The organism is Haliscomenobacter sp., from assembly GCF_041740695.1.
Lineage (GTDB): Bacteria > Bacteroidota > Bacteroidia > Chitinophagales > Saprospiraceae > Haliscomenobacter.
The window spans coordinates 25,412-49,381 of the sequence record NZ_JBGSLK010000028.1 but is presented as its reverse complement, the minus strand read 5'-3'; the positions used below and the strand labels follow the sequence as shown (position 1 = coordinate 49,381).

At 46.5% G+C, this 23,970-nt stretch carries 20 protein-coding genes; 7 read left to right on the top strand and 13 right to left on the bottom strand.

Features of this window, described 5'->3' with window-relative positions; genetic code table 11:
- Positions 1–4: 4 nt before the first annotated feature.
- A complete protein-coding gene (locus tag ACEW9O_RS06395; RefSeq protein WP_373549308.1) occupies positions 5–853 on the bottom strand; it encodes a LysM peptidoglycan-binding domain-containing protein in 849 nt (282 codons plus the stop codon).
- Positions 854–919: 66 nt separating this feature from the next.
- On the opposite strand from ACEW9O_RS06395, the gene kdsB reads away from it, so the two are divergent.
- The 3 genes from kdsB to ACEW9O_RS06380 all read left to right on the top strand — a co-directional run bounded on the left by kdsB (position 920) and on the right by ACEW9O_RS06380 (position 3,834).
- Positions 920–1,660, top strand: a complete 741-nt coding sequence (gene kdsB / locus ACEW9O_RS06390) for a 3-deoxy-manno-octulosonate cytidylyltransferase (RefSeq protein WP_373549307.1) — start codon at positions 920–922, stop codon at positions 1,658–1,660.
- 127 nt (positions 1,661–1,787) lie between these two features.
- Complete coding sequence (locus ACEW9O_RS06385; RefSeq protein WP_373549306.1) at positions 1,788–2,933, top strand: DUF2252 family protein; 1,146 nt, start codon at positions 1,788–1,790, stop codon at positions 2,931–2,933.
- A gap of 163 nt (positions 2,934–3,096) precedes the next feature.
- Positions 3,097–3,834, top strand: a complete 738-nt coding sequence (locus tag ACEW9O_RS06380; RefSeq protein ID WP_373549305.1) for a sulfite exporter TauE/SafE family protein — start codon at positions 3,097–3,099, stop codon at positions 3,832–3,834.
- A gap of 13 nt (positions 3,835–3,847) precedes the next feature.
- Here ACEW9O_RS06380 and ACEW9O_RS06375 read toward each other — a convergent pair whose 3' ends face one another.
- The 3 genes from ACEW9O_RS06375 to ACEW9O_RS06365 form a co-directional block, all read right to left on the bottom strand.
- The gene (locus tag ACEW9O_RS06375) at positions 3,848–4,603 is read right to left on the bottom strand and encodes a LytR/AlgR family response regulator transcription factor (RefSeq protein ID WP_373549304.1); all 756 of its coding nucleotides are present in this window, start codon (positions 4,601–4,603) and stop codon (positions 3,848–3,850) included.
- Complete coding sequence (locus ACEW9O_RS06370; protein WP_373549303.1) at positions 4,600–5,634, bottom strand: sensor histidine kinase; 1,035 nt, start codon at positions 5,632–5,634, stop codon at positions 4,600–4,602. The genes ACEW9O_RS06375 and ACEW9O_RS06370 overlap by 4 nt, the downstream gene beginning before the upstream one ends.
- Positions 5,635–5,919: 285 nt before the next feature.
- Entirely contained in the window at positions 5,920–7,581 is a 1,662-nt protein-coding gene (locus ACEW9O_RS06365; RefSeq protein ID WP_373549302.1) for a S8 family peptidase, read from the bottom strand.
- A gap of 104 nt (positions 7,582–7,685) precedes the next feature.
- Between ACEW9O_RS06365 and ACEW9O_RS06360 the strand changes: the two genes are divergently transcribed.
- Positions 7,686–8,528, top strand: coding sequence for an O-methyltransferase (locus tag ACEW9O_RS06360; protein WP_373549301.1), 843 nt, complete (start codon positions 7,686–7,688; stop codon positions 8,526–8,528).
- Between the two features lie 57 nt (positions 8,529–8,585).
- On the opposite strand, the gene ACEW9O_RS06355 is transcribed toward ACEW9O_RS06360, so the two are convergent.
- Both ACEW9O_RS06355 and ACEW9O_RS06350 read right to left on the bottom strand, forming a co-directional pair.
- Complete coding sequence (locus ACEW9O_RS06355) at positions 8,586–9,224, bottom strand: TerB family tellurite resistance protein (protein WP_373549300.1); 639 nt, start codon at positions 9,222–9,224, stop codon at positions 8,586–8,588.
- 126 nt (positions 9,225–9,350) lie between these two features.
- On the bottom strand, positions 9,351–10,901 hold the full coding sequence (locus ACEW9O_RS06350) for a hypothetical protein (protein ID WP_373549299.1): 1,551 nt from the start codon (positions 10,899–10,901) through the stop codon (positions 9,351–9,353).
- A gap of 149 nt (positions 10,902–11,050) precedes the next feature.
- On the opposite strand from ACEW9O_RS06350, the gene ACEW9O_RS06345 reads away from it, so the two are divergent.
- Together ACEW9O_RS06345 and leuB are read left to right on the top strand one after the other, a co-directional pair.
- A complete protein-coding gene (locus ACEW9O_RS06345; protein WP_373549298.1) occupies positions 11,051–12,220 on the top strand; it encodes a 2-isopropylmalate synthase in 1,170 nt (389 codons plus the stop codon).
- A 345-nt stretch (positions 12,221–12,565) separates the two neighbouring features.
- Positions 12,566–13,678, top strand: coding sequence for a 3-isopropylmalate dehydrogenase (leuB, locus tag ACEW9O_RS06340; RefSeq protein ID WP_373549297.1), 1,113 nt, complete (start codon positions 12,566–12,568; stop codon positions 13,676–13,678).
- Positions 13,679–13,818: 140 nt separating this feature from the next.
- Here the strand turns inward: leuB and ACEW9O_RS06335 are convergent, their stop codons facing one another.
- Both ACEW9O_RS06335 and ACEW9O_RS06330 read right to left on the bottom strand, forming a co-directional pair.
- The gene (locus ACEW9O_RS06335) at positions 13,819–14,058 is read right to left on the bottom strand and encodes a hypothetical protein (RefSeq protein ID WP_373549296.1); all 240 of its coding nucleotides are present in this window, start codon (positions 14,056–14,058) and stop codon (positions 13,819–13,821) included.
- A gap of 422 nt (positions 14,059–14,480) precedes the next feature.
- On the bottom strand, positions 14,481–17,360 hold the full coding sequence (locus ACEW9O_RS06330) for a glycosyl hydrolase (protein ID WP_373549295.1): 2,880 nt from the start codon (positions 17,358–17,360) through the stop codon (positions 14,481–14,483).
- 179 nt (positions 17,361–17,539) lie between these two features.
- Between ACEW9O_RS06330 and ACEW9O_RS06325 the strand changes: the two genes are divergently transcribed.
- Positions 17,540–18,118 carry a Crp/Fnr family transcriptional regulator gene (locus ACEW9O_RS06325; protein ID WP_373549294.1) on the top strand — a complete coding sequence of 193 codons (579 nt, stop codon included), beginning with the start codon at positions 17,540–17,542 and terminating at the stop codon, positions 18,116–18,118.
- A gap of 74 nt (positions 18,119–18,192) precedes the next feature.
- On the opposite strand, the gene ACEW9O_RS06320 is transcribed toward ACEW9O_RS06325, so the two are convergent.
- From ACEW9O_RS06320 to ACEW9O_RS06300, 5 genes are all read right to left on the bottom strand, one after another.
- Complete coding sequence (locus ACEW9O_RS06320) at positions 18,193–20,022, bottom strand: CocE/NonD family hydrolase (RefSeq protein ID WP_373549293.1); 1,830 nt, start codon at positions 20,020–20,022, stop codon at positions 18,193–18,195.
- An 80-nt stretch (positions 20,023–20,102) separates the two neighbouring features.
- Positions 20,103–20,897, bottom strand: a complete 795-nt coding sequence (locus ACEW9O_RS06315; RefSeq protein ID WP_373549292.1) for a patatin-like phospholipase family protein — start codon at positions 20,895–20,897, stop codon at positions 20,103–20,105.
- A gap of 258 nt (positions 20,898–21,155) precedes the next feature.
- Positions 21,156–22,508, bottom strand: coding sequence for a hypothetical protein (locus ACEW9O_RS06310; RefSeq protein WP_373549291.1), 1,353 nt, complete (start codon positions 22,506–22,508; stop codon positions 21,156–21,158).
- Entirely contained in the window at positions 22,498–23,067 is a 570-nt protein-coding gene (locus ACEW9O_RS06305; protein WP_373549290.1) for an RNA polymerase sigma factor, read from the bottom strand. The genes ACEW9O_RS06310 and ACEW9O_RS06305 overlap by 11 nt, the downstream gene beginning before the upstream one ends.
- Positions 23,068–23,134: 67 nt before the next feature.
- On the bottom strand, positions 23,135–23,938 hold the full coding sequence (locus ACEW9O_RS06300) for a hypothetical protein (RefSeq protein ID WP_373549289.1): 804 nt from the start codon (positions 23,936–23,938) through the stop codon (positions 23,135–23,137).
- Positions 23,939–23,970: the final 32 nt, after the last annotated feature.

Here is a 23,970-nt window from a genome sequence, read left to right as displayed (position 1 = left end):
ACCTTTATTTGTAGTATTTAATTTTTACAAAAAAGTTCGAATCCTTGGCACCCAATAGCTTTGCAGTATTGGGTGAAAGGATTGCCACAACGTTGGTAGAATAGGCAGTGGCGGGAATTTTACCCAACACTTCTGCATAAACGGTTCTTTTGGTCACTGGGTTGTGTAGTTCGATGATAGAACCTTTGCCAGCTTTGTCGTGCAAGGCGTAATAATTCCGGGCTGCGGGTGCTTCTTTTTGCCATACCGCAATGCCCTGCTGGGCCGTGGTTTTTTTCTTCTTATCTACAGCGTACGCATCAAATGTTTTTTTGAGATCCGCTACTTTTTTTAACGAGGGAGGTAAAGCTGGTCGGGATTGCCATTCCGCCGGGATTGCCTGTGGGCTCACCCAGCCAATGTGGATCAGTTGACCGGGCTGTAAGGTCCCTTGCTTTAGTTTTGCTCGGGCCTTAATCGTGTCTTCAGGCATGCGAAAATAAACCTTGCTCAGGCGGAAGAGGTTGTCCCCTTTTTTTACGCGGTAATACACTGGAGTGTAAATCCGGGGGTTGAATTTTGGCTCCCGATAGCGGATGATCGCCCGGTTGGGGATCACGACTTTGATGCTTTGATTGGGGTTCACCACGTCAAAATTTAGGCTTGGATTGAGGTGACGCAGGTCATCCATCTTTAGTCCGTAGAACTTCGCCAGCGAAAAAATTGTTTGTCCTTTGACAATCTTATGTTCAAATATTTTTTCTTCACTGCCACTGATGCTCAAGACAATGGTATCTCTCGGGGTCAAATAACGCAGGCTATCCCCGGTTGCAAAAAGGTAGCCGGGCAACAAGAGCAATAAGATTTTCCACATAGTTTTCAGTATGTTTGGAGTTTAATAAATTACCATTTTTACAGGCTTTTAAACCCTTGCAAAGGTATGAAAACTCTTGGTATTATCCCGGCTCGATATGCGTCAACCCGCTTCCCGGGTAAACCCCTGGCAGATCTCAACGGCAAGTCGCTCATCCAGCGTGTGTACGAAAGAGTAATGGCTGCCCCTGCATTGGATGAAGTGGTAGTAGCAACTGATGATCAACGGATTTTTGATCACGTACTGGCATTTGGAGGAAAGGTACACATGACCAGTGAAACCCACCAAAGCGGTACCGACCGTTGTGCCGAAGTAGCCCTTTCTTTTCCCGATTGTGAAGTAGTACTCAACGTCCAAGGAGATGAACCCTTTTTAGACTATGAGCAAATTGAAAAAGTAGCCAATCCGCTGCGGCGGGGTCTGGCGCAAATTGCTACGTTGGCCATGCCCATCCGTGATGAAGCAGAATTGTTCAACCCTAATGTGGTCAAAGTGGTATTTAATGCTCAAAAACTGGCGCTGTGCTTTAGTCGAAGCACCATTCCCTATCTGCGTAATTTTCCCCAAGAAGAATGGTTGGCCCAGGGAGCCCATTATCGACACATTGGGCTGTATGGTTATCTGCGTTCCACTTTATTGGAAATCGCACCACTTCCCTTGGCGGAATTAGAAAAGTTGGAAGCTTTGGAGCAACTGCGATGGTTGTACCATGGCAAATCCATCTATGTAGAATTGACAGACCAGGCTATCGTGGGGGTAGACACGCCTGAAGATTTGGAGAAAGCCAAAACCTTTTTGAATCTTTAAAATATTCATCTTTAGCAGAGGCTGGTTCAATGTTAATTCAAGGTTAATTTTTTGTAAATTAAATGTAAAATCGTATCTTTGTGATTCGGGATAGCGTACTCATCTTTTAACACCCGGATTTTGTGCAATGAAGATATACCTTAAAACGCCTGAGTTTGATCAGGACAAATTGATCCGCAGCTATTTGCATCCAGACAAGGGTTTATTTTTTTACTTCCGCCACATGTGCATGCGCATGCAAGCCCATTTTACGACCCTGATTCCACACGAAAAAATTCCCAAGGTGTTCATCCACGGGAACCCCCATACCGAAAACTACCTGATTACTGACCAGGGTGCAGGTATGGCCGATTTCGACCGTTCAAGGATTGGCGCTTACGCATGGGATATTACCCGTTTTTTGTGCTCTCTTTCCCTTAAACGTGCCGACACTGGTGCGCCCTTTTTGAACGCCACGGTATTGGAATATTTTCGAGAGGGTTACATTCGGGGCTTTGAATTACATAAGACTCCTTACAAGGAAGCGTCTAAATCCACCGATAGAGCCAATTTTGACGTCTGGTACAACTCCACTCGTGATTACCTGGATGCAGAAGTCAAATGGGCCAAAGAAATGCGTAAAACTCCCTTGAGTGTCGACAACAAGGTCTTGATCAAAATACTGGAAGGCTACCTCAAAAGCCGTAAAGAGGAAAATTTGCTCAAGGAATACGAGATAGAAGAGGCAGGCAAAGCCAAAGGCACCTTTGGCAACAAGCGGGTTTTGGTGGTTTTGCGGCCAAAAAAGAACCAGACCAAGGATAAAATCCTGCTGGAACTCAAAACCGTCTATGAGGATCCTGACACGGAGCACTATTACAACCCCTTCAAACATCATGGTTTGCGCATGATCAAGGCTTCACAATTGTATGCCCCCCTGGTGGAGCAAGGCTTAGGTTATACGACCTACAAAGGGCAAGAATACTGGGGGCGTCAGATTCCCCATCGCAGTGCCAAAATCAAGGATGCGCTCAATGAGTTTGAACAAGTAGACATTGCGTATTCCGTTGCTACCCAATTGGGGCGGGCTCATCGCAAATCTTTACAAAAAGACGTAAAGCCGGATGTGCTGTTGAAGCATTTCCAACAGCATTACGACTTGTTCGTTGCCTTGGGCATTCAGATGAACCAGGAGTTGATTCTGGGGCATCAAAAATATGTGGAGCTGTACCACAACAAATACAGCCCGAGCCAATTGATCGAAGATCCTGGCTTGGGGCTAGAGTTGGTTTAAGGTAAATAAGCATCTTCGATGCAAATACTTAGGTGCTTCTTTAGTGTCTTAGGTTTCTTAGGTGGTGAAAAAAGAAAAGGCCTTGCGAAGCAAGGTATAATTTCACCACCTAAGAAACCTAAGACACTAAAGAAGCACCTAAGCCACAGTATAATTAGAGAAATTGGGTCCAGGAATTTACATTATTTTGGCGCTAGGGGTAGTCCTTGCATCGATTGTATCTGCCATATTTGGCTTAGCGGGAGGTACCCTCGTCTTTGCGATGCTGAGTTGGGGACTAGATGCCAAACAAGCCATTCCCTTGCACAGTGCCGTTCAAGTGGTGGGTAATTTGGCTCGCTTTACGGCATTTTGGCGTTTCATCAAATGGAGGGTTGTAGGCTATTTTTCCATTTTACTCCTGCCTGGTGCTTGGCTGGGCGGTTTGTTGTTCAACTATTTTGACCCAATCCTGTTGGAGTTTTTGGTGGGTGCTTTTATCCTGATCAGCATTTTTATTCCTGAAGGCAAAATGCCCGCTACGCGGCCCTGGATGTTTGTTGTACTAGGTTTTCTGTCTAGTTTTTTAGGGATGATTGTAGCCGTTACCGGGCCCTTTATTGCTTCCTTTTTTGTACTAAACAACATTGCCAAGGAAGAGTTGATCGCTACCAAATCGATATGTCAGGCCTTGACGCAGATCGTCAAAACTGGGGTGTTTTTGTTTTCCGTAGGTTTTGATTTTGGGCAGTACCAATGGCTCTTGTTGATCTTGTGTACAGCCACTATCCTGGGCACCTTTATTGGTCGGTGGTTGATGGGAAAAATCTCTCAACAGCGTTTCAATCAATGGAATCGGATCTTGCTGGCCATTATAGCATTGGGCATGTGGCTGGATGTACTACGGCATTGGTTGAATTAACCCTCTCGGGGTATTAGTCCATTTTAATGTGGTTCTTTTCGATGAAATCCTTGAATGATTTGCGGTAAGAATCACTAATTGGGAGCAAAGCGCTGCCGACCTTGACTTTCTCCTTGTGGATGGAGTCCAGCCATTCCAGGGCTACAATGTAGGAGTTGTGGATGCGGATAAACTGGCTTTCCGGCAACTGTTCTTCCATCGCTTTCAACCTTTGTAAGGTAACAATTCGCTGCTGAGGGGTATGGATGGCCACATAATCTTTCATTCCCTCCACGTACATGATTTCACTCAATTTCACCTTGACCAGCTTGGTCCCATCTTTGACGAAGATATACGCAGGGCCTGTTTCTGCAGCAACTGGTAGCGACGCTAACTCCTCAGAGGGCAATTGTTGATTGACGATGCGCTGCATCCTTTGGTTGATTTTTTCCATCGCCTTCAAAAAGCGCTCCAGAGTGATGGGTTTCAACAAATAATCTACCACATCCAAGTCATAACTTTCCAGCGCATATTCGGAATATGCCGTGGTCAGGATTACCCAGGGCTTTTTTTGCAAAATCTTCAACAGGGTAAGCCCGGTGATTTCGGGCATTTGAATGTCCAAAAACAACAAATCGACCGGGTTATCCCGCAAAAAATCCAGAGCCTCCATCGGGTCGGAACAAGTGCGCAAAAGCTTGAGGTAGGGCACTTTTTGAACATAATCACTGAGGAGTTTGCGCGCCAGTGGTTCATCGTCTACGATCAAGCAATTCAGCGTATTGTTCATGACAAATCCAATTTAAGTTGTACAAAATAACTGTCTTTACGATCTTCCTCGATCAGTTCATACTTTGCGGGGTAGCTCAATTCCAATCGGCGGCGAACATTTTGCAGGCCAATACCCGATTTTTCGCCCGTAGTTTGAGTAGGCAATTTGCTATTTTCTACACTATAAATACAAGAATTTTGGTCAATTTTAAGACTGATGTTCACCCAGGCATTGGGATTGTTGTTCCCCACGCCATGTTTAAAGGCATTTTCCAGAAAGGTAATCAAAATCAGTGGCGTAATCAATACTTGCTCGGGGTTCCCCTCTACGTCAAATTTGATGGGGATTTGATCGTTGAGGCGCAAATTCTCCAGGCTGATGTAGTTCTGCATGTATTCCAATTCTTTGTTCATCGGCACGCGCTGGTGATTCGAATCGTAAATCATGTAGCGCATCATTTGTGACAACTTGGCAATCACCTCCGTGGTATTCGGAGATTGGGTATAGGCCAGGTAGTACAAATTATTGAGGGTATTGAACAAGAAGTGCGGGTTGATCTGGGCTTTGAGGAAGCGCAATTCTGCACTGAGATTTTCATTTACCATTTCTCGCTTGCTCGCTTCCAGTTGAAACCAGTCCTCTAAAAACTTGAGCATGGCAATGAACGACGCGATAAAAATGGCAGACATGGATACCGTGATGGCAAAACGATTGCTGTAAGCGAAACGAACCTGGTAGGTGTACCCATCAACAAGATAGCGTTTAAGAATCAAGAAAATCCAGGTGGCAACCACCACCGTCAGCAATAATTCCAAGGCGAATTTCCACCATTTTTTGTGCTTGAAAAAACGGGGCAAAAAGAGAAAATAATTGGCGTAAGCCACCGACATCAAATAAGCTACCTGTAAAAGGGCATTGTTAATGATGCCAAACCAAGTCTCATGCACATCTTTGTGATCCCTTAACTGGTAACAAAAGGTAAAAAAATAAAAGCACCAGAAGCAGAAGTGGATCAAAAAGACCCGCTGCTTTTGTATGAAGTTTTGCATCAGTTTTGCGTTTCCATATTCACCAAAATACTTTCAAAATTACAATTAATCGTGGTGTAAAATGGATATGCTTCGGTGAACGGCTTGTCTACTCTGCAAAAAGGGGTGTTCACTTGACCATTTTGGCAAACTAATAGATGCTTTAGTCAAGTGAGATGGGGCGAAGATGGTGCTAATAAGTGAGTTGTGATGAATGATGAGTGATGAATGGCATCCGCAGTGTCTTATACAAATGTCGCTGCGGCAGCAATTCATCACTCATCACTTATCATTCATCACTCCAAGTTAAGGAATCACCTTCGGTGCTGGAGCCAAATCTCCTGCTACCAAAATCCGTTGAACCCCTTTCTTTTTGCCAACTGTTTTGATGGCCAATTCTACTGCTTTTTCCACGTTGACAATACCACCGCTTTTGCCGAGGGTGCTAAAGTCAACCTTTTCATCTTCCGTACCGGGTTTGATCACCTTGCGGTTTTGTTTAACCGAAGAAGCAATCAGCACCTCTTTCACCTGATCAGCAGTGAGGTCAGGGAAGTATGAGCGGAGGATTGCCGCAACGCCTGCAACCATCGGCGCAGCCATACTGGTACCCTGGAGGTTTTCGTAAGTATTTTCAGGCGTAGTGGCGTAAATTTCAGCGCCGGGGGCAAATACATCAACATATTCGGGATTGTAGTTGGAAAATTCTGCTGCCATGTGTTCACCCAAATCTGCGTTCAAAGCACCTACTTCAACCCAGTTGGTCGCTGATTTTTTACCAGGTTTGCCTTTTTTCTCAAAATGGTCGTTGGGGTAATTGTTGGTCAAATCCAGGTTTTTTCCATCGTTACCCGCTGCGTGGATGAGTAGTACATCTTTATCCTGAGCGTATTTCACGGCAGCGTCTACAGCCGCTTTTTGGGGAGAATAACCTTTGCCGAAACTCATGTTGATCACGGTAGCACCATTGTCTACCGCGTAACGAATGGCGTTGGCCACGTCTTTGTCGCGCTCGTCGCCATCAGGTACGGTGCGAACCGACATGATGCGAACGTTATCGGCTACACCGTCCATCCCGATGTTGTTGCCACGTTTGGCACCAATGATGCCAGCAACGTGAGTGCCGTGCTTGGAATCAGGACCTTTTACATCGTTGTTGCCGTAAAAACGCTCATTGACATCGGCGTAATTGTCACCTACAATGGTACGAGGATTGTAATCTGGATTGTAGTTGTAATTCAACTGGCCGTAATAGTGGTCGTAGGCTTCCAGGATTTGGCCGGCCATACTTTTAAAAGTCTCGCCAGCTTCGATACCCTGGACAAAAATCCCTTTGATGCCGTTTAAGCGTTGATCGGTGGTTTTGAATTTTTTAAGGTCATTGAGCGAAGGATTGTCCGTTCCCAAACCTTTCACCAACTGATCGTACATTTCTTTGACCATAGCAAATTGCTTAAGGTTGCCTTCAGCACTCTGGCGGCCTTTTTCCACTACAGCTTTGTACTCTTCGTATTTGGCGTACTCAACTTTTTCCTTTTTGCTCAAAGTCGCCGGGTCTTTGCCGTCGAATTTCTTTTTCAAGGTAGCATAAAGGCGCGTTACTTCTAGGTTATCGTGTACCACGTTTTCGCCCTTGGCATTGCCCAGGAAGCTCCAGCCGTGGATGTCGTCGATATAGCCGTTTTTGTCGTCATCGATGCCATTGTTGGGGATTTCATCTTCGTTGACCCACATCACCTCTTTCAGGTCCTCGTGCTTGTAATCGACACCGGAATCAATCACGGCTACAATTACGGTTTTGCCTTTTTTGGTTTTGGGCAAACGTTTGTAGATCGATTCAGTGGCCATACCCGGGACACCGTCTTTGGAAGGATCCAAGTGGAACCAGTTCTGTGGCGCTTGAGCCATCAAGTTGCTAGCCATCATCCCAATCAGGAATGCTACAATTGTGCAAAATTTGCGCTTCATTTCAAGGTTTATTTGATCAAAATAGAATAAAAACAAAAATAGACTATCCGCAAGGTATTCAAAGACCAAAGCAAATTATATCTTTCGCGTTGAACTGAATTTGCATGATGTTATTCCTTTTTTACCTGCGGTTCTGCTTTCGTTGCTTGCGATTTTATTTTCAAGCCGCTACTAAATACGATGTTCATTCGCCTTTTGTTGCCGACTTTGTGGATTATGTTGTGGAAGACGAGCGTCTTTTCTACGCTTTTCCCTTCATTGAGCGCATGCGTGCCCGCCTCAATCGCAACAATTTTCCGCTGGAAATCGTCGACCTCGGCGCTGGCTCCAAAGCCAATCGAGCCAAAGTACGCAGCGTACGCAACATCGTGCGGTACAGCGCAGTCTCTGAAGCTACTGGCCAACAATTGTTCCGCCTGGTCGCTCATTACAAGCCCAAACAGATCATAGAGCTGGGCACCTCCCTGGGTTTATCCACCATGTACCTGGCTGCTGCTGCCCCTAATGGACAGGTCACAACGCTGGAAGGTTGCCCCGATATTGCGGATGTGGCGCAAATGAACTTCCAAAGGCTCGAATTTTCGAACATTTCACTCCTTTTGGGGGATTTTCAAAAAACCTTCCCGCAAATCCTTAATGAAATAACGCAATTGGATCTTTTGTTCATTGACGGGGATCATCGCGCCGGTAGGGCAGAGCAATACTTTGAATGGGCTTTACCCAAAATCCATGCCAAATCGGTGATTGTGTTGGCGGATATCCATTGGTCGAAGGAGATGGAGGGCTGTTGGGAGAAGGTAAGGAAACATCCACAAGTGAAGTTGTCGATTGATTTGTTGCAGATCGGGGTTTTGTTTTTTGATGATGCCATTCGGGAGGAGCAGCATTTGAGTTTGTTGAAGTGGAAGTGGAAGCCTTGGAGGTTGGGGGTGTTTGGGAGGAAGTAACTAGGGATAAAAGAAGCCCCATTTCCAAAGACACTGCTTCAGAAATGGGCACTGGAGTTAATTAGCAGAAAAAACTTTCTCTTTTTGAACTTCCTGAATGACACCATTCAGATGCGCCGAGGTCATATCCATGGATTTGGCCATATCTTGAATCAAACGGAATTCTTCATCAGCCATGTGACCATCGGCCATTGAAACAGAATAGGCACATTTGATGATCATCTCTTTGCCATGGTTGTTTAATCCTGGCGCAACTGTTTTCAGATACGTAGAAACTGGCTGTCTTTCTTGCTGAACTTTTTGAATGTAGGCTTCTAGCTGCGCCATAGACATATCGTGATGTCCCGTTTGGTTGATGATGTTCAGAACAGTAATTTTTTCCTGCTCTTCGATTACCCCATCTGCCAAAAGCATCAGCACCATCGAATGTCGAATAGCTCTCTCGTACTCAGCCATAAATTCGTTATGCTCAGCTTCAGGATCATAATCCAATACATCGGGCACAAAAGTTCCCCGGCAGCTTTGGCATTCTACATACTCACCTAAAAGATCGAGGGGAATGATGGGAATGAAGTACAAGGTGAAAAATCGCCGTACTTTTTTGTGTTTGTAGGCTTGTTCGGAGGCACATTGAGGGCAATGAAAGTCTCCTTTTTCTGAGGTTAGGGTTACACCCCGGGTTCCAAAAATGATCATTGAAATAAATTATAGGGTTAATAATTAAAGTTTTATGTGTGTACCATCTTAAAGCAAAGCGTTTATTGGCAATGCTTCCTACAATTTTCAGAAAAATATAGTTCCAATCGTATACAAATAATAAAACTACCGCTGCCTCCGCCCCACAAACTTCGCCCGAATCACATCCTGCACCTCCTTGTCCTCAATTTTACTCTCCAACCAGGAAATAATATCCAGGTACATAAAAGGCCGGCGTTCAAAGGGATCGTTTTCGAGCTTGACCAGCTTGTCGCGCAGGGAGATGAATTCGTTGCGCAATTCTTGCTCACGCATCCGCGGGATGCGACGCAAAAAACGGAAGACTTCCCGGTGTACCGCCCCAATGTCCTCCATTTTGGACAAAAAGCGATAAACCGATTTCACCTGGTACTCCACCAACTGGGCATTGCCCATTTCAAAGTGTGCAATGAGGTTGAGTATACGGGCAAAAACCTGGATATCGGCGCGGTAATCGGGGTTCTTTTGGTTGATGATCAGGTTGAGGTAAGTGATGGCATTGTCGTTGTCGCCGCTGCCGAAATATAGGCAGGCAATCCGGTAATAAAACACCAAGATGCGGTGGTGGTCCCAGTTGTAGCGATCACTCTCAATGATCTCCATCAGTTCGGGGATCAAAGCAATGCCCTCGCTAAAGGTCCCCTCAATGAAGTGTTTCTGAATGGCGTGAATGTACTTGAACAAAAAGTAAAGGCCTTCAATGTTGTTGTCGTCGGCCATGTCGAAGCGCTCCGGAAAGCTCATCAAATCGTCAAAAACTTCGGCATAACGTTTGAAATGCAGCATGTTGTACAAAGTGCTCAGCAGATTGTGCAAACCCTTGAGGTACAAAGGTGTATGCAATTCCAGCATTTCGGGCTCCTCTTTGTACAAATCGACCCAACGCTGGGCGTAGCGGTAGCAAGAAGTGAACTCCTGATTCATGTGATAATACCACATGTAGGCTTGGTTGTGGTACAACTTGCCCATAAAATCAAGGTTTTTATACTCCGCATTGGGCAATTTGGAGTAAAAAAACTGTTTTACATCTTGGGCATCCTTTTCATTGCGCACATAGCCCACTTTTAAATACAAGCCGTACAACTGCAAGGCCAGATTGGAAAAAGCATGGGTCTGCTCAATGATATGCGTCAATTCCAGGGTTTCCGCTGCCAACAAATCGGCTCTGCCTTCAATGCTTCGGGTGATGTATTGGCCTTCGATGTGTTTTTCAAATTCTAGAATCTCCAGTGCCAAGGCGTGGTAATTGCCAGTTTTTGCTCGCCCCTTGGCCTTTTCCAACATATCCAGAGACTGGCGGTACAAGCCCTTGTTGTAGAGCACCCGTGCGTAATCCACCATTTCGCGGATTTGAATGTCGTTGGCATTTTTGGTACTCAGCAGCCGTAAACTGGTCAGTAGTTGTTTGTACAAATGGGCTTTGAGGTTGGAGAGTTGGCTCTTTTTAACTTCGGGAATTTTTTTCAGAATTACATCCTCTTCGTACTCGCCTCGTTTTTCCAAAAAATCAAAAAGTTGCAGGAACAGAATGTCTTCGGAAGACTGATTGCGTTTCACAAACAAGCGAAAATGCCTCTTTTCGGCCCGCGTAAGGGAGCGGATCAACGCCACAAGGTCATCAGTTTTTTGTTTAGGCATTGTAAATTCGATTTTATTAATCGACTAAGTGTCAACAACTTTTGGAACATAATGTTGCTTACCGACTTGTACTAATTTTTGATTTTGATTTTAAGCCGCTTAAGCAACAAAATATCTTTGAAGACAGCAAACATACAAAATCCGCATCAATGAGTAGCAACAGGATTTACATATTTGATACCACCTTAAGGGATGGGGAACAGGTTCCAGGGTGTAAGTTGAACACCGAACAGAAAGTTGAGTTGGCTTTGGCCCTGGAAAAACTAGGCGTTGATGTGATCGAGGCGGGTTTTCCTATTTCCAGTCCCGGTGACTTTGCATCGGTGGAAGCCGTTTGTAAAGCCGTGAAAGACCCCATAGTTTGTGGGCTTTCACGATCGGTGGAAAAAGACATCAAAACTGCCGCCGAGGCTTTGAAATACGCCAAACGCCCCCGTATCCACACGGGCATTGGCACTTCAGACTCGCACATCCTCCACAAATTCAAAGCCACCCGCGAAGAAATCATCGAACGCGCCGTAGCCGCCGTAAAATACGCTAAATCCTTCGTTGAGGATGTAGAGTTTTATGCGGAAGATGCAGGACGTACCGATAATGAGTACCTCGCCAGAGTCATCGAAGCCGTTGTGGCTGCCGGTGCCACGGTTTTGAACATCCCAGACACCACTGGGTATTGCCTGCCAGAGGAATATGGCCTCAAAATCAAATACCTCTACGAGAACGTAAAAGGTATTCACAAGTGTACCCTTTCCACCCACTGTCACAACGACCTCGGGCTGGCCACTGCCAACTCGATTGCGGGTGTGCAAAATGGGGCCCGTCAGGTCGAATGTACCATCAATGGGATTGGGGAACGCGCTGGTAACACTTCTCTGGAAGAAGTCGTGATGATTCTGCGCCAACACCCTTATCTGGGCTTCACCACGGGCATCAACTCCAAGTTGCTTAACCCTACCAGCCAATTGGTCAGCGATCGGATGGGTATGCCCGTACAGCCCAATAAGGCCATTGTAGGTGCCAATGCATTTGCCCACTCTTCCGGTATCCACCAGGACGGGGTGATCAAGCAGCGCGAAACCTACGAAATCATCGATCCGCTGGAAGTAGGTGTGGATCAATCCAAAATTGTATTGACCGCCCGTAGTGGTCGTGCCGCCCTGGCTTTCCGCGCCAAAGAAATTGGCCAGAACCTGACCAAAGACGAATTAGACGTCACTTACGGCAAGTTTTTGGAATGGGCTGACCGCAAAAAAGAGATCGACGACAACGATCTGGAGCACATTATTGCCGAAGCCAGAGAATTGGCAACAGTTATTTAACTAAATATTACCAAAATTTTACTTTGCCTTAAGACGCATTGTCAGCTTTTCGTTCGTTCTTTAGGAAAGAGAAAGGTTTCCCATTTTGGTGTTGCCAAAAAGGAAACCTTTTTCTATTTTATTACGTCTAATGATTAAACGTTTGTTTAAGTATTGGGGGCGAAGGCGAAAACGAGGCCAATTTCGCCCAAATGAGGCACAAAAAGCGGAGTTTAGCAGCGCTAAATGAGTATTTTTGGAACGAAATTTGGGCGAAATTGGACCGTTTGCAGCCCGGTCCCAATACTTAAACAAACGCTAACCCCAAAAGACAACAGTCCTTTACTGACAAATTATTAGTATCCCATGGAAAAGAAAATTGCCATACTTCCCGGCGATGGCATCGGCCAGGAAGTAGTTGAACAAGGCGTCAAAGTGCTGGAAGCCATTGCTGACCGATTCCATCACCAATTCCAATTGCACTATTTTGATGTTGGAGCCGCCGCCATTGAAAAATATGGTACTCCCCTACCCGCCCATACCCTAGCCGGCGTACAATGTTGTGACGCTATTCTGTTTGGGGCCGTCGGGGATCCTAAATACGATGATCAAACCACGGTGCAAACCCGCCCGGAGCAAGGATTGTTGCAATTGCGCAAAAAACTGGGCTTGTTTGCCAACATCCGCCCGGTGCGTACCGTCAATTCGCTGCTGCACCTTTCTCCCCTCAAAAAAGAACGGATCAAAAACGTAGATTTCATCATTTACCGGGAATTGACCGGTGGCATTTATTTTGGAGAAAAAGGCCGCAATGCCGATGGTAGTGCTTACGATGTCACCACTTATCACCCCCGTGAAATCGAACGAATTGCCCGCCTGGCGTTTAAACAAGCGAGTAAGCGGCGGGGTAAATTGACCTTGGTTGGTAAAGCTAGTGTGCTTGAAACTTCCTTATTGTGGCGGGAGACGGTGAGCAAAATGGCCAAAAATTATCCAACTGTAAAACTGGAGTTCCTGAACGCCGACAACGCAGCCATGCAAATTGTATTGAATCCCAAAGAATTCGACGTCATCTTATCCGATAACTTGATTGGAGATATTCTTTCGGATGAGGCTAGTGCCATCACGGGCTCAATTGGTTTGTTACCTTCGGCATCGGTGGGTGACGGCACTCCCCTATTTGAACCCATCCACGGTTCTTTTCCGCGGGCAGCGGGTGAAGACATTGCCAACCCCATCGCGACCATTCTTTCGGTAGCGATGATGTTGGACCATTTTAAGTTGTACGAAGAAGCATCCGTGGTGCGCCACAAAGTGCGCAACGCGCTGGAGAAAGGGATTGGTACGGCTGAATTACATCTGGATACAGTATACTCCTGCTCACAAATGGGCGATATGATCGAACACCTGATTACCGACCATTACGACCTGGCGCACAGCATTAGTGTGATGGGTGAGAGGGTGGCGACAATTATTTAATTGATGTTTTTAGCTGCAAGGGAAACTCCTTTGCAGCTAAAAATTTACAGATAAGGATTTTTTCGGGGATCTTGTCGACTATCCCAAACGAAGTGAATCACAATAAAGTTTCCTTGAATTTTATAAAATAGGCTTCCAAACTATTGCTTTTGCCATGATTTAAATTGTTGAAATACTGCATCGTTAGGAATCACATCGCTCATGTCATTATCGGCATTTGCTTCTTCTAAATCCTGCAATATTTCTGGAGGCAAATCCGACAAGTTGTCCTCTTTTTTTAGCAACTCAAGACAATTTTGTAACATTTCTTGAAGTAGTTTTTCATCATCAACTTGCGCTATCATGCTCACGAATGTGCCCTTAATTTCCAGAATGTTCATGTTTAAGCATTTTTAACAAAAATACGTTTCTCTAAACTATTTGTCAAGTTTTTCGAGTTTAATTATTGAACACCGGAGTCACATAACATTTGTTCTCTTTGCTCCAACTGAAGGGCCTCAAAAGTGTATGGATCTTCTACTTTCAATTCTTTTGACAAATTTAAGCCATGCCACTTGTCCAAGGAGAACTTTATGGCTCTCACATTTTTGAATTCGTGTAAGCCGCATTTGTTCTTTTGGCAAGCAGGAAGAATGAACAATGCAATCATTAAAAGCCAATAGGATCTGGAGTATTTTATCATAGTCCATCTTTAAAATTGAAAAGGCAGCACAAAAAACACCAAGTGAGAACGTCGTCAACGTCTAACTTTGTGTCCTTTGTGCTGCCTTTGTGCCCTTTGTGAAAATAAAAACCAAGCGAATTACTTCAAGCTCAATTTCACCTCACTCTCCTTTCCATCCTTACTCAGCACCACCTTATAATCCCCACGCGGCAAATACATTTTGCCATCTTTCGCAGCTTTTAAGGTAGTAGGCCGCTCATCGTCTTTGCGCGCCTTGTTGAGCTTTTGATCCATGACTGAAGCTTTGTCCGCATCCATGGTCAGGTTGTAGCTCAGGTAGTTCAAGCCTTTTTTGGCGTCAGCCTCAAAAGTTTTGAGCACCACATCGTCCGATTTGATGCTGATCTTCACCTTACCCGTTGCATTGACGTACACGGGGAACTTCATCTCCGCTTTGCCCGTATCGGCCCAAACTGCAAATACGGCTCCCCAACGTGGTGACCAACGCGGTGCATCGGGTTCAAAAGCTTTAATCGTGCTAGCCAGCACATCTGCCTTGAGTTGTTGCATTTCTTTGGCTTCGCCGATGTACAGGGAGCGGCCATGCGTACCTACCACGATCTCGCGTTCACGTGGGTGGATCACCACATCGTGTATCGGAGTAGCGGGCAAACCGTTGTTCATCAATTGGAAACTTTTGCCCCGATCCAGTGAAATGTACAAGCCGTGATCAGAACCAACGTACAATAGATCAGGGTTCACCGGGTCTTCTTTCACGACGTTGAGCGGTTCCATCGGCAAGTCCTTGCCAATCGCAGTCCAGGTTTCGCCAAAGTTGTCCGACATATAGAGATAAGGCGCAAAATCGTCGTAACGGTAACCATTCAGGGCCACATAAACCCGGCCTTCCACTGTATTGGAAGCTTGAATCCGCGCCACCCACAGGTCTTTCGGCAAGCCATTGGTGATAAGTTTCCAGCTCACCCCACCATCGCGGCTAACGTGAATCAAACCATCGTCAGAACCCGTGTAGAGCAAGCCAAATTTGAGCGGAGATTCATGGATGCAGCTCAATGTACCAAAGGGAACATCCCCTTTTTTACCCCCTTGGGTCAAGTCGTCGGAGATTGCTTCAAAATTGTCGCCCTTGTTGAAGGAACGATGCAGTTTATTCGAAGCCATGTACAGGATGTCCTGGTTGTGTACCGACAAATGGATCGGTGCCTGCCAGTTCCAACGCAAGGGGCGTTCTCCAAATTTATGGCGAGGGGTAATGAACTTGCGCTCACCCGTGCGGGTGTTCTGGCGGGTATAACTACCAAATTGTGACCCTGAATACACCGTGGCATTGTCACGAGTGTCCACCATTACCTGCATCCCGTCACCGCCGCCGATGCGTTTGTAAGGATATTGACCACTGGAATACCAGCCACTTCCAGCTTGATAAGTGCTGGGGCCCATCCAAACGCCGTTGTCCTGCAACCCACCGTAGACATTGTAGGGGGTGGCCATGTCCACGTTGATGTAATAAAACTGGCCCACGGCAGGCGTGTTGCAATGCACCCAGTTTTCTCCATCGTCGTAAGAAATGTTGATGCCCCCGTCGTTCCCCAGAATGAGGTGCCCGGGGCGTTTGCCATTGATCCACAAGGCGTGGTGATCGCTATGTACGTTGTCATCATCGATGCTGCGGAAGGTTTTTCCACCGTCGTTGGAGCGCAAAACAGGCACTCCGTAAACGTAAACTTTATTGGGGTCATTCGGAGCTACACGTACCTGACCAAAGTAGTAGCCGTAACTGCTGTACACCTGATCGAGGTAATCTTTGTGGGTACGTTTCCAGGACTTGCCTTCGTCATCGGAGCGGTATATCTCCAGGCCTACCACATCGGTTTCAAACAACAGTGAATTGGCATCTTCGGTGAATTCAACCAAACTAGCTGGTTTCGCTTTGTCCGATTTGATCATTTCGGTCACTTTTTCCACCGTTAGATCCGCCGGAAAACGATTGCCTGCCAGATATTCTTTGATCTGGTATTTTTTCAAAGCCAAAAACTGGTCCTTGCTCATGGTACGCAGTTGAGCGTTGGTAAGCGCATCAGGCACTTCGGGCGTTTCGGGTGCACGGCGGTTGTAGTTGTCAATGGCTGCATACAATACTGCTTTCCCCCCGGAACGCACAATGGCCAAACCAATCCGGCCAGCTCCTTCACCAGTGGGGAAACCAGCGGTCGGGGTACTGAGTAAAGTCCATTTGTTGCCACCGTCGGTACTTTTGTACAACCCGGTTCCTACCCCAGCCTCCACAAAATTCCAGGCCCGGCGCTCGCGGTGCCAGGTAGCGGCGTAGAGGATGTTCGGGTTTTGTGGATCGATGACCAGATCGGCAGCACCCGCGTTTTCATTGGCAAAGAGGGTCAGTTTCCAGGTTTTGCCTCCATCGGTGGTTTTGTATACTCCCCGTTCCTTGTTCGGGCTATACAAGTGACCCAGTACGGCCACCCAAGCGGTATTCGGATCGGTAGGGTGCAAAATGATGCGGCTGATGTGGTGGCTTTCTTCTAGCCCCAGGTATTGCCAACTTTTGCCCCCATCGGTACTTTTGTACATTCCTGAACCTGCGTAGGAGGAACGGCTGGAGTTGTTTTCCCCTGTGCCCAACCAAATGATGTTGCTTTTCCAGTTGACGGCCACATCCCCGATGGTCATCACGGCTTCCTTGTCAAAAAGGGGTTCGAAGCTAATGCCGTTATTGGTGGTTTTCCAAAGGCCACCGGAAGCAAAAGCTGCATAGAAATGGCTGGGGTCATCTTCCCGCACGTCTACATCTACGATGCGCCCGCTGTGTACAGTTGGGCCGATGTTGCGGAATTCGACACCATTGACCAGGGAATTGGTTTCTAAAGCTTTGCGTTGTTGCAACATGCTCTGCATCCGTTGCGCTGCGGGTGTAGCCGAGGGCTGTGCTTGCAGGGCAATACTCGCGGAGAGAAGGAGTATGGGTAAAAATGGTTTCATTGATGAATGTGCTTGTTTAAACTAATCCGTGAAGTGATGGGTGAAAATAGGGATTCTTGCAGGATCGCCCAAGAGCCTAGCTCAAATTGAAGATAAAAGCAGCTTATCTAATGTTGAATAGTCGTATTTTGGGCACTTGTGACCATAATCGATAGATCATTGGCAAAATATCACCTGGGATGGAACCAATCTTACAAAACGTTGCCAGACACATTCAGCTCAATTCAACAGAGATCGAGTTTTTTTTGAGCTTGTTGGAACCACGTAGCCTCAAATCCAAACAATTGCTCCTGGAGGAAGGCAAGATTTGTAAGTACAGCACCTTCGTGCTGAGCGGCTGCTTAAAAGGATTTACAATAGACAAAAACGGTTTTGAACACATCCTCAGTTTTGCCACCACGGGTTGGTGGATCGCCGACATGTATAGCCTGATTACCCAACAACCTGGTCAGTTGAACATCCAGGCCTCAAGCCCAAGTGAAGTATTGCTGTTGTCTAAAACCAATCAGGATAACCTGTACCGAGAAGTGCCAAAATTTGAACGTTTTTTCCGCATTCTCACCGAAAATTCCCTGGTTGCCTCCCAGCAAAGAGTGGTAGACAACCTGAGTCTGAGCGCGGAAGACCGCTACCGGCATTTTTGTGAAAAATACCCCAGCTTGGTTCAAACGCTTCCCCAAAAGGAGATTGCTTCTTATATTGGAGTTACCCCTGAATTTTTTAGCAAAATGCGTTCGCGTTTACTTAAGGGGCGATGAATAATGGGTTATAGGTTATTTGGTGTGAAGCAATTTTAGGGCGAGACAGCGAGACAGTCCATTTGAATACTACCCTACCTCACCACCATCACCTCCACCCTTGACGCGTACCCCCCACTCCGATACACCCGATGCTCCGCCTTCACATAATCACTCGCCTTGGCCAAAAAGATATTCGGTACAAACTTTTGCGGGTTGCGGTCGATCAGCGGGAACCAGGTGCTTTGTACCTGCACCATAATTTTATGGCCTTTTTTGAACACATGATCCGCCTGCAGCAAGTCCACAGTATAGGCAGTGACTTCAGTAGGTTTGACAGGTAGTGGCGTTTCAAATCCCTTGCGGAAGCGGCCCCGTAGCACATCGGCAGTCACCATTTGTTGGTAGCCACTCATCCGCAGGTTTTTTTCATCCATGGCGGGGTGGACATCGATGAGTTTGACGATCCAGTCTGCGTCAGAGGCGGAGGTAGAAGCATAGAGTTGGGCTAGTACTTTCCCCGAAATGGTCACATCATTCTCCAGCACTTCTGTTTCCCAACTCAGCACATCAGGGCGGTGATGGACAAAACGCTGGTCTTCCGTCATCCAGGTGCGCCAGCGCGAGCCAGGGCCATAGGTTTGTTCGATCGGGCGACTGCGGTAGGGAACCGGGTTGGCCGGATCGGAGATGAACGCATCGAAAAGACTAGTTGTCATACTAGCAGGCTTTTCAAACGACAATTTCCCATTCGGGTGGAAGTACAAAGCCTGCGCGGCGGCTTGTTTAGGTGTCCAGGAATTGTAGCTTTTCCATTGGTTCGCTCCGGTCTGGAAAATGGTCGCTTCAGCAAATTGCCCATCTCCTTTGCCTTTCAAATGGTAATTGAACCAGGGCAATTGGATGGTTTCCCGAAAGTTTTTGGAAGTAGGCACACCGAATTGCAAATTGCCCAGCGAACTCCCTTCTCCTCGCGACCAACCACCGTGGTTCCAGGGGCCGATCACAATGTGATTCAAGTTGTTTTGATCCTTTTTTTCCAACAACTCGTACATGAACAGTGGCCCGGCAAAATCTTCCTGGTCATACCATCCCGCCACGTGTTGGGTGGGTACGGTCAAGGGTCTGTTTTCAAAGCGGTACAGCAATGATTGTTTTTTCCAAAAAGCGTCGTAGTTCGGATGATTGACGAAATTGGTCCAGGTCGGAATGCTGTTTTTAAAATATTTGGTGTTCACGTTGGACAATGGCCCCAGGCGCAGGTACCAATCATAATTGTCGTAGGTATCGAAAGGAAACAGGGTATCGGTTTTACCCGCCTCTTCCATGAAGGCGTAGTCGAAGCCGTAGCTGAGGCGAAAGGCACCGTTGTGGTGCATGTCGTCGTTGATGAACCAGTCAGCGGGAGTGGCTTGTTCGGAGACTGCTTTCAGGGCAGGGTGGGGATCGATCAGCGCCATCATGCTGGTCCAACCATCATAAGAAACACCAAAAATCCCCGCTTTGCCGTTGTTGTTTGCGATGTTTTTCAACAACCAATCGATGGTGTCGTAGGTATCGGTGCTTTCATCGATGCTGTTGGGCACTTTGGGGTCGCGGGTCATGCGCAACATTTCAAATTTACCCTCCGACAAATAACGCCCCCGAATGTCCTGCTTGACAAAAATGAAGCCTTCTTTGGCCAGTTCAGGCTGGCTCCGCTCAGGAAAAGCAGCATCGGCTACTCCATAGGGCGTACGGCTGAGCAAAAAAGGCAAGGGTTCCTGGCTTTCTTTGGGCACAAAGATGACTGTATGCAATTTGACCCCGTCACGCATGGTGATCATGACGGATTTTTTTTCGTAGCGGGATTCAGGGATGGATTCCTGAGCCCAAATGGTTAAACCAATAAGCCAGGAAATAGCGAGAAGTAAATAAGGTTTCATTGGTGTTGAATTTGATCAAAGAGCTTAAACAAGCTCAATATAAAAAAATCTGTCCAAACCCAATGCTGCCTTACCAATTCTCAATAATCAAAGGCTGCTTCCCATTCTTTTTTAAATAATTTCTGCAATTTCGGCATTTCTTTACAAGCATTTTCATAGCCCAGGTTGAAGGATTTATCGATGGCTTTGCGGTCGAGCATCCCAATCGCTTCGATGCCAGGAGGAGCAAACAGGAAATCGCATGAGGCCAACTTGGGTTGTACAATGGCAAAACGCGATAGATCCATCGCCCGCATCGCTACCTGCATCGAGCTTTTTACGTCACTTCCTTTGATGGGTGAAATGGGGTGCACATAGCTGCCAATCAAAAAATCACAACGCTCTTGCAGCGGTTCCAGTGGGAAGTTGTTCATAATACCGCCATCGGCGTGCATGGCACCATCGATCAACATGGGCGAAAATACGGGTGGCAAAGAAGCCGAAGCCAATAAGACATTGATGAGTGGCCCACTGTCATGTACTTCCCAGTCCCCTATTTCTAAATTGGTGGTGGTCACAAACAATGGCTCGTGCAACACTTCAAAAGCGTCGTCCGGGAAGTATTTTTCAAAAATAGGCCGGAATTTTTCAGAATCGAGCAGACCAGGTTTGGACGTGGAGTAATAATAAATGCTGAACAGCGGGGTAGCTTTAAAAAACTCCAAACTTTCTTCGGGGCTGTGGCCTGCAGCAATCAGCGCTCCAGTGAGGGCACCTGCACTAGAACCCGCTATACAATCGAAGTTTATTTCATGTTCTCTAAGGGCTTTGATCAGTCCCAAATGGGCCATTCCTTTGATGCCTCCTCCCGATAATACAAGGCCTGTGTTTAACATAGTGGGCAAGTTTTAGATGATTGAATTGTGAGAGAAGTTAAACGATTTTAAGATGGAAAGCAAGTATGTGCGTAACGTAAAGGGTGATTTTTTTCAAAAAAACAATCCCAAAGCATTAGCACAAAGGACACAAGGGCAGCACAAAGGACACCAAGTAAAGCGTCGTCAACGTCTAACTTTGTGTCTTTTGTGCTGCCCTTGTGTCCTTTGTGCTTAAAAAATGCCGCTTTGGTAAGGTTATATTGTGAAATCAAACGCTTACTTTATCCGAAACCGTACCCCCAAATCCACCCAACTCGGTTTCAACAATAAATCACTCGTTTTGGTGAAAGGTTGCAAGGATTGGCGGTAACCCAGGCTAGCGCTCCAGCGCGTAGCAATGCGGTACGACACAGCGCCTTGTGCCGAAAACCCAAAATCTTGAAAACTAGCCTTGGACAAGTCGCCGCTTTGAGGAATCAAAAAATTGCCATTGTTTGTAGTAAACTGGTAGCTATTTTCTGCTTTGTCAAACAGGGTGCTGCGCAGGTAATTTTCACCCAACTTGATGCCTCCCAGATAATGTAAGTTTCCGCCCAAGGCAATGCCCAATCGTTTGCCAATCGGATGGTACAAAGACACATTCAAATTGACGAATTGTAAAGTAATGCTGGATACCGATTGATCATTGCCCCGGCCTACCGAGGTACCCAGCGCAGGCTTGTCTACGTCGGCCAACTTAACATCCGTCAAATTTTCCTTGCCCGCAGCATCGCGTTGAATGCTCTGAAAGCCTACCTCCGTTTTTTCGTAAGCCAGACCCGTTTGCAGGCGCATTCTTCCAATCGGTATTGCGTTCAAAAGCCCCACCCTATAGCCACTCAAACCTGTTGTACCTGACGCTAATTGGGTACCCGTTTCAGCCAACCATTCCAGCTTTTGTTTGGCTCGTTGGGGTTTGATGCTGGGTTTTTCCAGTTCCGCTACAAAGAGATTCAAGTTTGCTTCACGGGTAGCCAAGACTTGGCTGGTGCGCCATCTTTCAACTGAAGTTTCCTCACTTGAGGGGCGAACTGACTCCTCTACATTAGGGGTAGAAATGCTTACAACTTCCTCTTGCGTTGCAGGAGGATTAGTTGAGACCTGGTTGTTCAACCCATTCTCAGGCGGCAATAGATCACTTGATGCAGGCGTCAATGCCGCTATTGCTGGAATATTTTGCTGATCTTGCTTGTCCTTAGCCAGCTTGGTTTTTCCAGTTTTTTGCAAATTTCCTACTCCAGGAGTAAGTACTTGTGCAGCAATAACTTCGACCTTGTTGTCAGCTTTTGACACAGGCGCTGATATTGGCTCTTCGGGGCTGGTTTTGCTGTTTTTATGAGCATTTGGTACACTGTGTCCTTCTACCTGCGCAATCGCAGGCTGGTTTTGTTGTGGTTTTTCTACGGCAACCGGGATTTTGACATCCAATGAGGTATCACGGCCCAACAACACACACAAACCGAACGCAGGCAGGAACCACAACCAAAAGGCACCCCGACGCTTACGCTCCGGCATTTCCCGATCTAGTAGCTTGTGCATTTCCTGCCAAGCGTGATCGGCAAACAAATCCTCGTGTAAATTATCCTGCATAGTTCCGTTGATTATTGAGTTGACGATTGATCATCTCTTTCAGTTCTTTTCGTGCAATGGAAAGGTACCATTTGGAGGTCCCTTCACTCATGCTCAGTAATTCGCCAATTTCAGCATGGGTATATCCTTCAATCGCGTACAGTCGAAACACCTTTTGACTCACAGCTGGCAATCGATCCACTAGGCTTAAAATGTCTTCCAGGTACAAATTGGACAGTGCTGAAGAACGTGTTGGTGCATCTCTACCGTCCAACTCTAAAAAGTCGAATTTGCGGGTGCTATTTTGCCGAAAATAGTCGGACAAACAGTGAAACACCACGCGGCGAATCCAACCTTCCAGCGAACCACTAAAGGTATAGGTATCGATTTTTTGAAAAACCTTCAAGAAGCCATTGTTGATGATTTCCAAGGCTACATCGCGGTCTTCTGTATAGCGCATACACATCCTCAACATCACCGGGAAATACTTCCGGTAGAGGAGTTCTTGATAGTAACGGCTATTGGCCACACAGCCTGCTACGATCTCTTGTTCGGTATGTTGTTGCGGGTTTTGCGCCATATTTGTAGTCCTTGGTCTGGTGTTTTGATCTGATCGGCACTTCGACTTCGCTCAGTGACCGCTCTGATCAAAACAGTAGACCCATTTTTAACACCCAACGATTCAATTTGTAGTCATTTTCTCTGCGCCAGCGGCTGGTTTCCCACCAATCTTCAACCAAAGTGGCCCGTTGGTGCCAGTAGCCCAGTTCGGTAGTCAAGCGGGTGGTTTTTTTATTGTTCCAGGCTACTCCAAGCGCCGGGTGGATGCGCCAACCTCCTTTGAAGAAGTAAGCTTCGTTTTGTTTATCAGCCGACCAGCCGAGACTATAGCCCGAATCAAGCAAGGCATAGGCACGGTGGCGTCGATTGGGGTTATTATAATACCGGACTTCGGCCACAATGGGAACTAGTCGGTCCGAGATTCCGCCGAACATAAAGTTCATCCCAGTACCTAGACCAACGCCCAATCTTGGCGTAAGTTGCGTGCCAAAGCTATATTCAAAGCCCAAACCGGTTCTACTATTCGCCGTAGTTTCGACCCCAAATGGGAAAAACAGGGCAAAGTTGTTGTAAAAACTTCCCGCTTGTAAAAAAGGCTTTTCCGGTTTTTCAGGTTTCAAAAAGTGCTCCACATTGGTAGTGTGCGCTCCGGCTACAAATTTGTCCAAGAGTTCAAAGGGAATTTTCATCAAATTTCCTTCCTGCGTGCGGAACAGCATGTCTTTACCCAGCTCGTACGACTGGATTTCACCCCACATCCTTTTCCCGGTTTTCAACACGATCAGGTCTTGCTTAGGGCCCTTCTTGTTGCCCTCAACCTGAGCGTCGTTTTGCCCCTTAACACTTGAAATCATCAAAACAAGTAGCGAAAAAAGGTAGATGAACTTCATTGAATTTATTTTTTACAACAAAGACACGCAGG

Coding starts and splice junctions, on each gene's coding strand:
- ACEW9O_RS06320 (WP_373549293.1), bottom strand. CDS start 20,022: ATGAAACCTTATTTACTTCTCGCTATTTCCTGGCTTATTGGTTTAACC.
- ACEW9O_RS06350 (WP_373549299.1), bottom strand. CDS start 10,901: ATGCCTAAACAAAAAACTGATGACCTTGTGGCGTTGATCCGCTCCCTT.
- ACEW9O_RS06335 (WP_373549296.1), bottom strand. CDS start 14,058: ATGAACATTCTGGAAATTAAGGGCACATTCGTGAGCATGATAGCGCAA.
- ACEW9O_RS06385 (WP_373549306.1), top strand. CDS start 1,788: ATGAAGATATACCTTAAAACGCCTGAGTTTGATCAGGACAAATTGATC.
- ACEW9O_RS06325 (WP_373549294.1), top strand. CDS start 17,540: ATGGAACCAATCTTACAAAACGTTGCCAGACACATTCAGCTCAATTCA.
- ACEW9O_RS06395 (WP_373549308.1), bottom strand. CDS start 853: ATGTGGAAAATCTTATTGCTCTTGTTGCCCGGCTACCTTTTTGCAACC.
- ACEW9O_RS06355 (WP_373549300.1), bottom strand. CDS start 9,224: ATGATCATTTTTGGAACCCGGGGTGTAACCCTAACCTCAGAAAAAGGA.
- ACEW9O_RS06345 (WP_373549298.1), top strand. CDS start 11,051: ATGAGTAGCAACAGGATTTACATATTTGATACCACCTTAAGGGATGGG.
- ACEW9O_RS06360 (WP_373549301.1), top strand. CDS start 7,686: ATGATGTTATTCCTTTTTTACCTGCGGTTCTGCTTTCGTTGCTTGCGA.
- kdsB (WP_373549307.1), top strand. CDS start 920: ATGAAAACTCTTGGTATTATCCCGGCTCGATATGCGTCAACCCGCTTC.
- ACEW9O_RS06300 (WP_373549289.1), bottom strand. CDS start 23,938: ATGAAGTTCATCTACCTTTTTTCGCTACTTGTTTTGATGATTTCAAGT.
- ACEW9O_RS06310 (WP_373549291.1), bottom strand. CDS start 22,508: ATGCAGGATAATTTACACGAGGATTTGTTTGCCGATCACGCTTGGCAG.
- ACEW9O_RS06315 (WP_373549292.1), bottom strand. CDS start 20,897: ATGTTAAACACAGGCCTTGTATTATCGGGAGGAGGCATCAAAGGAATG.
- ACEW9O_RS06305 (WP_373549290.1), bottom strand. CDS start 23,067: ATGGCGCAAAACCCGCAACAACATACCGAACAAGAGATCGTAGCAGGC.
- ACEW9O_RS06375 (WP_373549304.1), bottom strand. CDS start 4,603: ATGAACAATACGCTGAATTGCTTGATCGTAGACGATGAACCACTGGCG.
- ACEW9O_RS06365 (WP_373549302.1), bottom strand. CDS start 7,581: ATGAAGCGCAAATTTTGCACAATTGTAGCATTCCTGATTGGGATGATG.
- leuB (WP_373549297.1), top strand. CDS start 12,566: ATGGAAAAGAAAATTGCCATACTTCCCGGCGATGGCATCGGCCAGGAA.
- ACEW9O_RS06330 (WP_373549295.1), bottom strand. CDS start 17,360: ATGAAACCATTTTTACCCATACTCCTTCTCTCCGCGAGTATTGCCCTG.
- ACEW9O_RS06370 (WP_373549303.1), bottom strand. CDS start 5,634: ATGCAAAACTTCATACAAAAGCAGCGGGTCTTTTTGATCCACTTCTGC.